This window comes from Pantoea sp. T14, assembly GCF_036663535.1.
Taxonomy (GTDB): Bacteria; Pseudomonadota; Gammaproteobacteria; order Enterobacterales; family Enterobacteriaceae; genus Pantoea; species Pantoea phytostimulans.
The window spans coordinates 315,732-328,783 of the sequence record NZ_JAWUEB010000027.1; the positions used below are offsets into that span (position 1 = coordinate 315,732).

The window sequence follows — 13,052 nt, forward strand, 5'->3', positions numbered from 1 at the left end:
AATAGCGTTGTTTAGATGATATTTTTTTATCGAGCGAGCCCGCATTTAAGGTGCTAAATCAAGACGTTTCCTGCAGAGTTATTCGTAACGTTTTACCGCAGCCCAGGCGGCGGTTATAGTGAAGTGAAACGTTAAATAGGTGTCTCTTTCTCAGCCATGTATTTCAGGAGTCAAGATGTTTGGCTATCGTTCTGCCGCGCCAAAGGTGCGATTGACCACCGATCGGCTGGTGGTACGTCTGGTACACGAACGCGATGCGTGGCGGTTGGCGGATTACTACGCAGAAAATCGCGTTTTCCTCAAACCCTGGGAACCGGTTCGTGATGAAAGTCATTGTTATCCTTCCGGTTGGCAAGCTCGCCTTGGGCTTATCACTGACATGCACAAGCAAGGCTCGGCCTTCTATTTCATTTTAATGGATGCTAATGAGACCGAGGTGCGCGGCGTGGCGAATTTCAGCAATGTGCTGCGTGGCTCATTTCACGCCTGTTATCTCGGCTATTCACTGGGCAAAAAATGGCAAGGGCAGGGCTTCATGTTTGAAGCCCTGCAGACAGCTATTCGCTATATGCAACGCCAACAGCACATTCATCGCATCATGGCCAACTACATGCCGCACAATCAGCGCAGCGGTGATCTGCTGGCTCGCCTTGGCTTTGAAAAAGAGGGTTATGCCAAAAACTATTTATTGATTGACGGACGTTGGCAAGATCATGTGCTGACGGCGTTAACCAGCACGGAATGGACGCCGGATCGGCGCGGATAATGATGAGGAATTTTGCATGAAGATGGCTTTATCGGCGCAAGCCTTGCGTGTGATCGGTTGCCTGCTGGAGAAACAGGTCACTACGCCAGAGCAGTATCCTCTCTCTCTTAATGGTGTTGTCACGGCCTGCAATCAAAAGTCTAATCGCGAACCGGTCATGAATTTGTCAGAAGGCGAGGTGCAGGATCAACTGGATCAGTTGGTCAAAAAACATCTGGTCACCTCAAACAATGGATTTGGTCAGCGCGTCGCGAAATATGAACAACGGTTTTGCAACTCCGCGTTTGGCAACCTGCAACTGAACAGTGCTGAAGTCGCAATATTAACGCTGCTGTTTCTCCGTGGCGCACAAACGCCGGGCGAATTACGTACTCGTAGCGGGCGGCTGCATGAGTTTGCAGATGTCTCTGAGGTAGAACAGACGCTGGAAAGCTTAAGCCAGCGCGAAGATGGCGCGATGGTGGTGCGTCTGGCACGCGAGCCAGGCAAACGTGAAAGCCGCTATCGGCATCTTTTTGCGGGCGAACAGGACGAAGCGCAAACGCACATCGACCCAGTCGAAGAGAGTGAATTAACCACACGCGTCGCCACGCTGGAACAGCGAGTCGATGCACTGCAGGCGCAAATCGCCCAATTATTACAGCAGCAGGAGCAGTGAAATGACGTTGCGCATTGGTGTGGTGGGATTAGGCGGTATCGCACAGAAAGCCTGGTTACCGGTGTTATCGCAAGCAACCGACTGGACGCTGGTTGGCGCGTTCTCACCTAATCAGGCTAAAGCCAAACCTATTTGCGAAAGTTTTCGCATGGCCTGTTTCAGCTCTCTAAACGATTTGGCTGCGGCTTGCGATGCTGTATTCGTGCACAGCAGCACCGCCACGCATTTTGATGTGGTCAAAGCGTTATTGCTGGCCGGCAAAGATGTCTGCGTTGATAAACCGTTGGCAGAAAATCTCAATCAGGCAGAAGCGCTGGTGGCCTTAGCTGAGAAGCAGAAGCGCAAACTAATGGTGGGTTTTAACCGGCGATTTGCTCCCCGTTATCAGCAGCTAAAAGCTGAAATGCCCAACGCGGCTTCATTGCGTATGGAGAAACATCGCAGCGACAGCGTGGGCCCTCACGATCTGCGCTTCACCTTGTTGGATGACTATTTGCATGTTGTTGATACCGCGCTGTGGCTCAGTGGAAAGGCCGCGACCAGCTTACATGGGCATATAGAGACCAACGATTTGGGTGAAATGCTGTATGCCGAACATCACTTCGCTGCGGGGCGCTTACGCCTTACTACCAGTATGCATCGCCGTGCGGGCAGTCAACGCGAGCGCGTGAGCGCAGTCTGCGAGGGAAAATGTATTGATGTGCTCGACATGCGCGACTGGCAGGAAGAGAGTGCCAGCGGCTTACTGATTACACCGCCGCCCGCCTGGCAAAGCCATTTAACTCAGCGCGGCTTCAGCGGCGCGGCGCATCATTTTATTCACTGCGTGCAAAATCAGACGATGCCTGAAACCAGTGGCGAACAGGCCCTGCTGGCGCAGCGGGTAGTGGAAAAAATGTGGCGCGAGTCCGTTCGCGAATAACCCCTTGTAACACTCAGCGCTGGTGATTTCTCACCGGGCAAGTAGACTATCGCCGGGCATCAGCTGATGCCTGCGCTAAGTCTCTCTTTTTGCCGAACCTTTTCAGGATGCGCCGCTAATTATGAACTTGTTGAAATCGCTGGCAGCGGTCAGTTCCATGACCCTGTTTTCCCGCGTATTGGGCTTTGCCCGAGATGCCATCGTGGCGCGGGTATTTGGTGCCGGAATGGCTACCGATGCCTTCTTCGTTGCGTTTAAATTGCCTAATCTGCTGCGCCGTATTTTTGCCGAAGGCGCTTTTTCTCAAGCCTTTGTCCCGATTCTGGCTGAATACAAAAGCAAGCAGGGCGACGAGGCAACCCAACTCTTTTTGGCTTATGTTTCTGGCCTGCTCACGCTGGTATTGGCCGTCGTCACCCTATTAGGGATGTTTGCGGCACCTTGGGTGATACTGGTTACTGCCCCCGGCTTTGCCGATACTGCAGATAAATTTGCGCTCACCAGCGCGCTGTTGCGCGTCACCTTTCCCTATATTTTACTGATTTCCCTCGCCTCGCTGGCTGGCGCGGTGCTTAACACCTGGAACCGTTTCTCTGTACCAGCGTTTGCCCCCACCTTGCTGAATGTCAGCATGATTGGGTTTGCGCTGTTTGCCGCGCCACACTTTCATCCGCCAGTAATGGCGCTGGCGTGGGCCGTGGTGGTCGGTGGTGTTTTGCAGTTGGGTTATCAACTGCCGCACCTGAAAAAAATCGGTATGTTGGTGCTGCCGCGCGTCAACCTGAAAGATGCGGGTGTCTGGCGGGTAATGCGTCAAATGGGTCCGGCGATTTTAGGCGTCTCGGTGAGTCAAATTTCGCTGATTATTAACACCATTTTCGCCTCTTTTTTGGTTTCCGGTTCCGTATCCTGGATGTATTACGCCGATCGCCTGATGGAGTTCCCCTCTGGCGTTCTGGGTGTTGCGTTGGGCACCATTTTGCTGCCCTCGTTGGCGAAAAGTTTTTCCAGCGGCAATCACGACGAATATTCACGCCTGATGGATTGGGGTTTACGTCTCTGTTTTCTGCTGGCGCTGCCCAGCGCGGTGGCATTAGGCATGTTGTCCGGCCCGCTCACCATTGCGTTGTTCCAGTATGGAAAATTCACCGCTTTTGATGCCTTGATGACGCAACGTGCGCTGATTGCTTATTCAGTGGGATTGATGGGATTGATTGTCGTGAAAGTGTTGGCGCCGGGCTTCTATTCGCGTCAGGACATTAAAACGCCGGTGAAGATCGCTATCATCACCTTGATCATGACGCAATTGATGAATCTGGCCTTTATCGGCCCACTGAAACACGCGGGTTTATCGCTGTCGATTGGCCTGGCCGCCTGTTTAAACGCTGCGCTGCTTTACTGGCAGCTACGAAAGAAAAACTTTTTTCAGCCACAACCGGGTTGGGCGGGTTTCCTGATTCGCCTGGTGCTGGCAGTTATTGCCATGGCAGCTGCGCTGTATGGCATTCTGCAAGTGATGCCAGTATGGGAGCAGGGCGCAATGCTGTGGCGTCTGTTACGTCTGGCTGCCGTTTGTGCTGTAGGCGGTGGAACCTATTTCCTGGTGCTGGGTTTATTGGGCTTCCGCTTACGTGATTACGCGCGACGTACCGTGGCTTAAACAAATAACCTGTAAGCAGACATAAAAAAGCCCGCGAGAGATCGCGGGCTTTTTTTTAGGTGCCAAAGCATGTAGGCACCGCGCTGAATCAGAACTTGCGACTCAGTGTCGATTGACCTTTTCCCATACCGTCTGGGCCGTAGAACGCCTGAGTTTGGTGCGGCTTCAACACCTCAAGCGCATCTTGGGTAAAGCGAATTTGATGCTGTAACAGCAAGCCGTTATGGACGTTGGCGTCCTGTAAACGGCGGGTGTGCTGTTGAATACTCTGCCAGCGACGCGACATGTCACTCTGACCACGATAAGGCGCCTTGGTATTCAGGCTGGCTTCAGTTGTACGGCGCATCTCGTCCAGATAATTCAGCGTTGTGAGCAGCGCGCTTTTATCTTCGGTAATACGCTGCAACAGGTTGCTGTTAATGTGGCCGGCCGACAGCTGGTGCTGCTCTTCGTTGAGCAAATCAGCCAGTGAAGACAGCACTTCCTGCATCTTATCTAATGTGGTCAACAAGTTACTCATGGGGAGTTAGTTACCCTCTAAATACGCCTTGGTGTCAGCAATCAATGCATCTGCAATCTTGCCGGTATCCATTTTCAGTTCGCCATTACGAATGGCCGTTTTCAATTCTTCAACACGCTGGACATTGATGTCCTTGCTGCTTGGTTGCATCAACTGTGACTGAGCGCTGCTCAGCTTAACCTGTGCGGCACCGGGTGTGGTTGCCTGGGTTGTCTCGTTTTGACGCACTTTGCTGCTGCTCTGCTCGTTAGTGTCGCGAGTCTGGACAGTACTAACGGGATTCAGAGGTTGTGTTCGATCGATGCTCATATTCAAGCTCCTGTACGGTCAGGGGAGTCTGCCACCTGAATCAGAATAGCGTAATTGCTTAGTTGATTCTTCTATCGGCAGAACAACAGGCTTCTTTAGCGCTTTATAGGGTTATCAGAATATTCCCATCATCGCCGACCCGACCGCTAACAATTTGGCCATTTCCCATGCGTACGCGAACCCATTGTGCGCTGGTGGCGTTGTTTAACGCCTTGCCTTCGCCACTGGCATCAAATCCATCACCACTGGCAATAACCATCACGTTCTGCCCGGCCTTCACTCGCCACGGTTGACGCAACATCGACAAGCTAACGGGCTGACCGGGTTGAATATCACGCAGGACAACCGCATCGGCCACTGACGCGCTATCAAACAGCGTACGCGCTGGCAATGTATCGAGACGACCGGTCTGCAGTTGAAAATCTTCTTTTGTCACGCTACTGCCGCGCGCCAATTGGCGCTTAGCCACCAGATATTGGCCGCTGACCTGAACCTGAACCTGAATATATCGGCGATTTTCATCGCAGTTGGCCGCCACGCTGATATTGCCCCACAAACGGCTGTTTCCCGGCAGGGTAAATTGTGGCGAGTCACAACTGGGCCATTGTGCCTGTGGTGTGCGCACAACCACATTCATGCCCACGGCGTGTTGTGGATCGCGGGTTTTAAAAAATTGATTCAGTTGTGCACTGAGATCGGCTGCTTTGGCTGGCAGGGCGATCGTGACCAGCAGGCTGGTCAACAGGATGAGATATCCGCGCATGGTGCTGCTCCTCACTGATGATGGTCATAAGTGTACGGAGAGAAAAAAATATTCAAGAGCAAAAATAGCGACGATTTGGGGCGTTATTCAGACGATCGCCCTTGCATTCTCCAGATTAAGCTGCCAACTCGAAATTCTCATTCGCGGAGGAAGCATGCTCGACAAACTGGATGCGGCACTTAAATTCGGTACCGAAGCCCTCAACATGCGTGCTCAACGTCAGGAGATTCTGGCGTCAAACATTGCCAATGCCGATACCCCGGGTTACCAGGCTCGTGATATCGACTTTGCTAGCGAGTTGAACAAAGTGATGGCGAACGGGCGTGCTGAAGGCAGCAGCTTGTCACTCAAAGTCACTTCATCTCGTCACATAGAAGCACAAACTAACTCAGCGCCCTCGATGGATTTGCTGTATCGCATCCCCGATCAGCCCGCCGCCGATGGCAACACCGTAGATATGGACCGCGAACGTACGCAATTCGCGGATAACAGCCTGAAATATCAAACCGACCTCACCCTTATCAGTAGCCAGATCAAAGGCATGATGAGCGTGTTACAAGGGCAATAATTATGGCCTTGCTGAATATTTTTGACATTGCCGGCTCAGCGATGACCGCGCAATCACAGCGATTAAACGTCAGTGCCAGTAACCTGGCTAATGCCGACAGCGTGACAGGACCCGATGGCCAACCTTACGTGGCAAAGCAAGTTGTTTTCCAGACCGATGCTGCACCGGGCGCAGCCACCGGCGGCGTGAAAGTGGCGCAAGTGGTGAACGATCCGTCACCGGCAAAACTGGTTTATGACCCAGGCAATCCGATGGCGGATGAGAAGGGTTACGTGAAGATGCCAAACGTGGATGTGGTTTCAGAAACCGTCAACACCATGTCCGCCTCACGCAGCTATCAGGCGAACGTTGAAGTGCTGAATACGGTGAAGTCGATGATGATGAAAACCCTGACGATCGGTCAATAACGGAGAATAAAAATGGGTATCTCGGTAGGCGTTAATGAGTCATTGGATCCTAGTGTCCTGAGCTCATCCAGCAGCAGCACCGGCAACAGTGCGCAAGATTTACAAAACCAGTTTCTGACCATGCTGGTAACGCAGTTACAAAACCAGGATCCAACCAATCCGATGGATAACAGCCAGCTCACCACCCAGTTGGCACAGATTAATACCCTGAGCGGCATTGAAAAACTCAACACTACTTTGGGTTCGATCTCGGGTCAGATCACCACGAGTCAGTCGCTGCAAACCTCTACGCTGATTGGTCATGGCGTGATGGTCGATGGTTCGCAAGTGCTGGTCGGTAGCGGCACCACCACACCTTTTGGTGTGTCACTGACCACCGCTTCTACGGCGACCAGCGCCACCATTAAAGATGCTAGCGGTAACACCGTCAGCACGGTGGATCTCGGTGCATTGAGTGCTGGTGTTCACACCTTCTCGTGGGACGGCACGTTGACTGACGGTTCGACTGCACCAGATGGCAAATATACGGTTTCAATTGCCGCCAGCAATGGCAGCACCCAATTGGTAGCGCAACCGCTGAACTATGCCTATGTGAATGGGGTAAGTACAACGGACGACACCACAAAACTGGATCTCGGCACCATGGGCTCCGCCACCCTTGACGAAGTACGTCAGATTCTCTGATTAACCTGTAACCAGGAGAAACAAACATGTCATTTTCCCAAGCGGTAAGCGGACTCGGCGCTGCCTCAAGTAACCTCGATGTCATTGGTAACAACATTGCCAACTCCGCGACTGCGGGCTTTAAGTCCAGCACCATTGCGTTTGCCGATATGTTCGCCGGTTCTAACGTCGGCCTCGGTACCAAAGTAGCGGCGGTGATCCAGAACTTCAACGACGGCAGCACCACCACCACTAGCCGTGGCCTGGATGTGGCGCTGAGCGGTAACGGTTTCTTCCGTATGACAGACACCAGCGGCGCGGTTTATTACTCGCGTAATGGTCAGTTATCCCTCGACGAAAACCGTAATCTGGTGAACACCCAAGGCCTGACCGTCACGGGTTACCCGGCTAGCGGCGTACCGCCAACGATTCAAACCGGTGCTAACCCGGTAGCGATTAGCGTGCCGACCACTCAGATGGCTGCGCGTGCCACCACGACAGCAACACAGGTTGCAAACCTGAACTCGACAGATACCGTGCCAACCGGCGGAACCTTCTCTGCCAGCAACGCAGATACTTATAACTCTAAAAGCACCATGACGGTGTATGACTCGCAGGGTAACGATCACACCCTGGATATGTACTACGTCAAAGATACCGCGTCCAATAGCTGGACCGTGCATGCCATCGACTCCACCACCGGTGATGCGGCTGGCGACTTCAGCATGGCGTTTGATACCAACGGTAAACTGACCAGCATCACCAGCGGCGGCACGACAACAACGGATGGCACGGTTCCTTTAACCATCAACATCGCAACCGCGCCTGCCACTGTGGCAGCGAATGGTGCAGCAGCGAACCAGGTTATTTCCCTCAGCATGTTGGGCAGTGCGCAGCAGAACACCGGTACCACCACCTTTGGGAACCCTGTTCAGGATGGTTATGCACCTGGCGATCTGACCAGCTACGCCATTAATGACGACGGCACCATCACCGGTAGCTATTCCAACCAGAAAACCCAGCTGCTGGGTCAGATCGTATTAGCCAGCTTCTCTAACCCAGAAGGGTTGCAGTCTGAAGGCGATAACGTCTGGTCTGCGACCAGCTCTTCAGGGCAGGCCGCCGTGGGTTTGGCTAACACCGGTACTTTCGGCTCCCTGACAGCAGGCGCACTGGAAGCCTCAAACGTCGACATGAGTCAGGAACTGGTGAATATGATCGTGGCGCAGCGCAACTATCAAGCGAACGCCCAGACCATCAAAACTCAGGACCAGATTCTTAACACGCTGGTTAACTTACGTTAATTCGCTAACGGGATTGTTCTATGGATCACGCGATATATACCGCGATGGGTGCCGCCAGTCAGACGCTGGATCAGCAGGCCGTTACCGCCAGCAACCTCGCCAACGCTTCAACGCCGGGTTTTCGTGCGCAGCTCAACGCGCTGCGTGCGGTGCCTGTTAATGGCTGGTCGTTACCGACGCGCACGCTGGTGACAGCGTCGACGCCGGGTGCAGACATGTCACCGGGGGCGATGGATTACACCGAGCGCCCTTTGGACGTGGCGGTTCAGCAAGATGGCTGGTTGGCGGTGCGTACCGCTGACGGCAGCGAAGCTTATACCCGCAACGGCAACATGCAGACCAGCCCGGACGGCACGTTAACCATTCAGGGCAATCCCGTGATGGGCGATGGCGGTCCAATTGTGATCCCGCAAGGCGCGCAGATCACCATTGCGGCCGATGGTTCGATTACATCACTGAACGCCGGTGATGCGCCGAACGCCACGGTACAGCTGGGTCGATTGAAGCTGGTGAAAGCCACTGGAAAAGAGATGCAGCGCAGCGATGACGGCATGTTTCGCCCGACGCAAGCAACGCAGGCAACACGCGGAGCCGCGTTACAGGCTGATGCCACCATGCAAGTTATGCCTGGCGTGTTAGAAGGCAGCAACGTCAAGCCGGTGGAAACCATGGTCGATATGATTGCCAACGCCCGACGTTTTGAGATGCAGATGAAAGTGATCACAAACGTCGATGAAAACGAACAGAAAGCTAATCAGCTGCTGAACATGAGCAGCTAAGGCGCGAGGATAAAAAGATGATTCGTTCTTTATGGATCGCCAAAACGGGTCTTGATGCACAGCAAATGAACATGGACGTAATTGCCAACAACCTGGCAAACGTCAGCACCAATGGCTTTAAGCGTTCGCGTGCCGTGTTTGAAGATCTGATGTATCAAACCATGCGTCAACCGGGTACGCAATCGTCTGAGCAGACTACGCTGCCGTCCGGTTTACAGATTGGTACGGGTGTACGTCCGGTGACTACCGAACGTTTACATACGCAGGGCAACCTGTCGCAGACCAGCAACTCGAAAGATATTGCGATTAATGGTCAAGGTTACTTTCAGATTCAGATGCCAGACGGCACCTCTGCGTATACCCGCGATGGTGCGTTCCAGGTTGATCAAAACGGTCAGCTGGTGACCAACTCCGGTTTTCCAGTACAGCCTGGCATCACCATTCCGGCAAACGCCACCAGCATTACCGTTGCGCGTGACGGGGTTGTGAGTGTGACGCAGCAGGGACAAACCCAGGCTGCGCAAGTTGGACAGTTAACGCTGAGCACCTTTATGAACGATGCCGGCCTCGACAGCGTAGGTGAAAACCTTTATCAGGAAACGCAGGCTTCTGGCGCGCCAACTGACAGCACGCCTGGCCAGAACGGTGCCGGTCTGCTGTATCAGGGTTATACCGAAACCTCCAACGTTAACGTGGCGGAAGAGCTGGTTTCCATGATCCAGACGCAACGTGCGTATGAGATCAACAGCAAAGCGATCAGTACCTCCGATCAGATGCTGGCGAAATTAACCCAGCTGTAACGCTGGTGATTACGGCCAGCTTCGGCTGGCCTGAAGAATAGACATTTATAAGGTCGTGACTCCGTGGCGAAGCAACAGATTCTCAAGCCTGGACATTGGTTAGTAGCCACGCTGCTGCTGACTCTTAACGGTTGCGCATTAGTGCCGCGCACGCCGCTGGTTGAAGGGGCCACTACGGCACAGCCAATGCCCTCTGCACCACCTGTGGTGAACGGCTCTATTTTCCAGGGTGTCGCGCCCCTGAACTACGGCTACCAGCCGCTGTTTGAAGATCGTCGCCCACGCAATATTGGCGATACGCTGACGATCACGCTGCAAGAGAATGTCAGCGCCAGTAAAAGCTCCTCTGCGAATGCCAGCCGTGACGGCAGCAACAGCTTTGGCTTGTCCACCGTGCCAACGGCTTTGGCCGGTTTAGTCGGCGCCAGCGGCGAAAAAGCCAACCTGAGCGCAGAAGGTAAAAATGATTTCGCAGGCAAAGGCGGCGCTTCTGCCAATAACACCTTTACCGGCACGATTACCGTCACCGTGGATCAGGTTTTGTCGAATGGCAACCTGCACGTTGTAGGCGAAAAACAGATCGCGATTAATCAGGGCACCGAGTTCATTCGCTTCTCGGGCGTGGTGAATCCACGCACCATCAGCGCCAGCAACGCGGTGTTATCGACAGCGGTCGCCGATGCACGTATTGAGTATGTCGGTAACGGTTATATCAACGAAGCGCAGTCCATGGGTTGGCTGCAACGCTTCTTCTTAAACATCTCGCCGATGTAAGAGGTTACGATGAAAAAGTTAACGCTACTGCGTTTCGGTTTAGGTTTGTTGTTGGGCGTGAGCCTGCTGGCCCAAGCCGATCGTATCCGCGATCTGACCACTGTACAGGGCGTACGTGAAAACCAGCTGTTGGGTTATGGCTTAGTTGTCGGTCTTGATGGCACCGGTGACCAGACCACGCAAACGCCGTTCACCACCCAAACGGTGAACAACATGCTTTCGCAGTTGGGTATTACCGTGCCAACCGGCACTAACATGCAGTTGAAAAACGTGGCGGCCGTGATGGTCACCGCTAAATTACCGTCATTTGCCCGTCAAGGCCAAACGCTGGATGTGGTGGTTTCTTCACTGGGTAATGCGAAAAGCCTGCGTGGCGGTACGCTATTAATGACGCCAATGAAGGGCGTCGATAATCAAGTTTACGCATTGGCGCAGGGAAATATTTTAGTCGGTGGTGCGGGTGCATCCGCAGGCGGCAGCAGCGTACAGGTTAACCAGCTGAACGGCGGACGCATTACCAGCGGCGCAACCGTTGAACGCGAGCTGCAAAGCAATTTCGGCTCACAGAACACCATTAACCTGCAGCTGAACAGCGAAGACTTCTCGATGGCGCAGCGTATCGCTGATGCGATTAACGCACGTGGCGGTTATGGTGCAGCCCAGCCACTGGATGCGCGCACAGTGCAGGTGCGCGTTTCGCCAAATAATGGCGCGCAAGTGCGTCTGCTGGCCGAGATCCAGAACATCGATGTGGCGATTCCAATTGAAGACGCGAAAGTGATCATCAACTCGCGTACCGGTTCGGTAGTGATGAATCGCGAAGTGACGTTGAATACCTGTGCGGTTGCGCAGGGTAACTTGTCGGTGACGGTGAATCAGCAGCAGAACGTCAGCCAGCCTGATACGCCACTGGCGGGCGGCCAAACCGTGGTCACGCCACAAACACAGATCGATCTGCGTCAAAGCGGCGGCGCATTGCAGCGTGTTAGTGCCAGCGCCAACCTGAACAACGTGGTGCGTGCACTGAATGCCTTGGGCGCGTCACCTATCGAACTGATGTCGATTCTACAGTCGATGCAGACCGCCGGTTGTTTGCGTGCCAAAGTGGAAATTATCTAATGGTTGATACCCAATCGCTGATGAATGCGGCTTACGACAGCCGCTCACTGAATGAACTGAAGCGTCAGGCAAGCAACGATCCGAAAGGCAAAGCGTTGCAGGTGGCACGCCAGGTGGAAGGCATGTTCGTGCAGATGATGTTGAAAAGCATGCGTGAGGCGTCACCGCAAGATGGCATCTTAAGCAACGATCAGACGCGGCTTTACACTTCAATGTACGATCAGCAGCTTGGGCAGGAAATGAGTAAGCGCGGCCTCGGCCTGGCGGAGACTATCGTCAAACAGATGATGCCCGCCAAAGCGCCCGATGAAAGCGCTGGCACGGTGCCGATGAAACTGGATAACAGTTTTATTTTGAATGCCGTTCCACCCGCACAACAGCTTGAGCAAATGGTGCGTAAAGCGATGCCGCGTTTACCGGTATCGCCAACCAACTTGCCCAGCGACAGCAGTGAATTTATCGCCCAGCTTGCACAACCAGCGCAGGCTGCCAGCCAGCAAAGTGGTATACCGCATCATCTGATTCTGGCACAGGCCGCGCTGGAGTCAGGCTGGGGGCAGCGCCAAATCCTCACGCGTGACGGTAAGCCGAGTTACAACGTATTCGGTATCAAGGCCAGCAGCGGCTGGAAAGGTGAAACCACCGATATCATGACCACGGAATATGAACAGGGCGAAGCCAAAAAAGTGCGCGCCAGCTTCCGCGTTTACAACTCCTATTTCGAAGCGTTAACCGACTACGTCAAGCTGATCGCAAATAACCCGCGCTATGCCGCGGTTGCCAACGCCTCAAGCGCCGAACAGGGCGCGCAAGCTTTACAGGCTGCGGGTTACGCTACCGATCCTAAATATGCCCAAAAATTAGTGGGAATGATCCAGCAATTCAAAAACATGGGTGAAAAGGTGGTCAAGGCTTATAGCCAGGATTTAAACGATTTGTTCTGATAAATCTGCCTCAAGTTTCACTTAAGCACGCCGATAACAACATCATAAGCCAAGGGCGCTTGTGCGCGTTGGCACCCAGATTGATGACTGCCAGCC

The 13,052-nt window shown here is 53.5% G+C and carries 16 protein-coding genes; 13 read left to right on the forward strand and 3 right to left on the reverse strand.

Translation table 11 applies throughout. From position 1 onward, the window contains the following. The first annotated feature begins 175 nt into the window (after nt 1-175). From rimJ to murJ, 4 genes are all read left to right on the forward strand, one after another. Nucleotides 176-766 carry a ribosomal protein S5-alanine N-acetyltransferase gene (gene rimJ / locus SC127_RS19520; RefSeq protein ID WP_215847092.1) on the forward strand — a complete coding sequence of 197 codons (591 nt, stop codon included), beginning with the start codon at nt 176-178 and terminating at the stop codon, nt 764-766. Between the two features lie 16 nt (nt 767-782). Next, nucleotides 783-1,424 carry a DUF480 domain-containing protein gene (locus SC127_RS19525; protein ID WP_243078164.1) on the forward strand — a complete coding sequence of 214 codons (642 nt, stop codon included), beginning with the start codon at nt 783-785 and terminating at the stop codon, nt 1,422-1,424. 1 nt (nt 1,425) lies between these two features. Then, entirely contained in the window at nt 1,426-2,346 is a 921-nt protein-coding gene (locus SC127_RS19530; protein WP_243078163.1) for a Gfo/Idh/MocA family protein, read from the forward strand. Nucleotides 2,347-2,467: 121 nt separating this feature from the next. Then, entirely contained in the window at nt 2,468-4,006 is a 1,539-nt protein-coding gene (gene murJ, locus SC127_RS19535) for a murein biosynthesis integral membrane protein MurJ (RefSeq protein ID WP_243078162.1), read from the forward strand. A gap of 88 nt (nt 4,007-4,094) precedes the next feature. Here murJ and flgN read toward each other — a convergent pair whose 3' ends face one another. The 3 genes from flgN to flgA all read right to left on the reverse strand — a co-directional run bounded on the left by flgN (nt 4,095) and on the right by flgA (nt 5,598). Continuing rightward, entirely contained in the window at nt 4,095-4,526 is a 432-nt protein-coding gene (flgN, locus tag SC127_RS19540) for a flagellar export chaperone FlgN (protein ID WP_243078161.1), read from the reverse strand. A gap of 6 nt (nt 4,527-4,532) precedes the next feature. Beyond that, nucleotides 4,533-4,835, reverse strand: coding sequence for a flagellar biosynthesis anti-sigma factor FlgM (flgM, locus tag SC127_RS19545; RefSeq protein ID WP_215847089.1), 303 nt, complete (start codon nt 4,833-4,835; stop codon nt 4,533-4,535). Nucleotides 4,836-4,938: 103 nt separating this feature from the next. Next, complete coding sequence (flgA, locus tag SC127_RS19550) at nt 4,939-5,598, reverse strand: flagellar basal body P-ring formation chaperone FlgA (protein WP_243078160.1); 660 nt, start codon at nt 5,596-5,598, stop codon at nt 4,939-4,941. Between the two features lie 154 nt (nt 5,599-5,752). On the opposite strand from flgA, the gene flgB reads away from it, so the two are divergent. The 9 genes from flgB (at nt 5,753) to flgJ (ending at nt 12,956) form a co-directional block, all read left to right on the forward strand. Beyond that, the gene (gene flgB / locus SC127_RS19555) at nt 5,753-6,166 is read left to right on the forward strand and encodes a flagellar basal body rod protein FlgB (protein ID WP_215847087.1); all 414 of its coding nucleotides are present in this window, start codon (nt 5,753-5,755) and stop codon (nt 6,164-6,166) included. Between the two features lie 2 nt (nt 6,167-6,168). Beyond that, nucleotides 6,169-6,573 (forward strand): flagellar basal body rod protein FlgC, encoded by a 405-nt coding sequence (flgC, locus tag SC127_RS19560; RefSeq protein ID WP_215847086.1) that lies wholly within the window; start codon nt 6,169-6,171, stop codon nt 6,571-6,573. Nucleotides 6,574-6,585: 12 nt separating this feature from the next. Then, nucleotides 6,586-7,257, forward strand: a complete 672-nt coding sequence (flgD, locus tag SC127_RS19565; protein WP_215847085.1) for a flagellar hook assembly protein FlgD — start codon at nt 6,586-6,588, stop codon at nt 7,255-7,257. 26 nt (nt 7,258-7,283) lie between these two features. After that, nucleotides 7,284-8,540: a flagellar hook protein FlgE gene (gene flgE, locus SC127_RS19570; protein WP_215847084.1), complete on the forward strand. Its 1,257-nt coding sequence runs from the start codon at nt 7,284-7,286 to the stop codon at nt 8,538-8,540. 20 nt (nt 8,541-8,560) lie between these two features. Continuing rightward, nucleotides 8,561-9,319, forward strand: a complete 759-nt coding sequence (locus SC127_RS19575; protein WP_215847083.1) for a flagellar basal body rod protein FlgF — start codon at nt 8,561-8,563, stop codon at nt 9,317-9,319. Between the two features lie 17 nt (nt 9,320-9,336). Further along, nucleotides 9,337-10,119, forward strand: a complete 783-nt coding sequence (gene flgG, locus SC127_RS19580; RefSeq protein WP_215847082.1) for a flagellar basal-body rod protein FlgG — start codon at nt 9,337-9,339, stop codon at nt 10,117-10,119. Between the two features lie 63 nt (nt 10,120-10,182). Beyond that, a complete protein-coding gene (locus SC127_RS19585) occupies nt 10,183-10,893 on the forward strand; it encodes a flagellar basal body L-ring protein FlgH (protein WP_215847081.1) in 711 nt (236 codons plus the stop codon). A 9-nt stretch (nt 10,894-10,902) separates the two neighbouring features. Further along, the gene (locus tag SC127_RS19590; protein ID WP_215847080.1) at nt 10,903-12,012 is read left to right on the forward strand and encodes a flagellar basal body P-ring protein FlgI; all 1,110 of its coding nucleotides are present in this window, start codon (nt 10,903-10,905) and stop codon (nt 12,010-12,012) included. Next, nucleotides 12,012-12,956 carry a flagellar assembly peptidoglycan hydrolase FlgJ gene (gene flgJ, locus SC127_RS19595; protein ID WP_215847079.1) on the forward strand — a complete coding sequence of 315 codons (945 nt, stop codon included), beginning with the start codon at nt 12,012-12,014 and terminating at the stop codon, nt 12,954-12,956. The genes SC127_RS19590 and flgJ overlap by 1 nt, the downstream gene beginning before the upstream one ends. Nucleotides 12,957-13,052 lie beyond the last annotated feature (96 nt).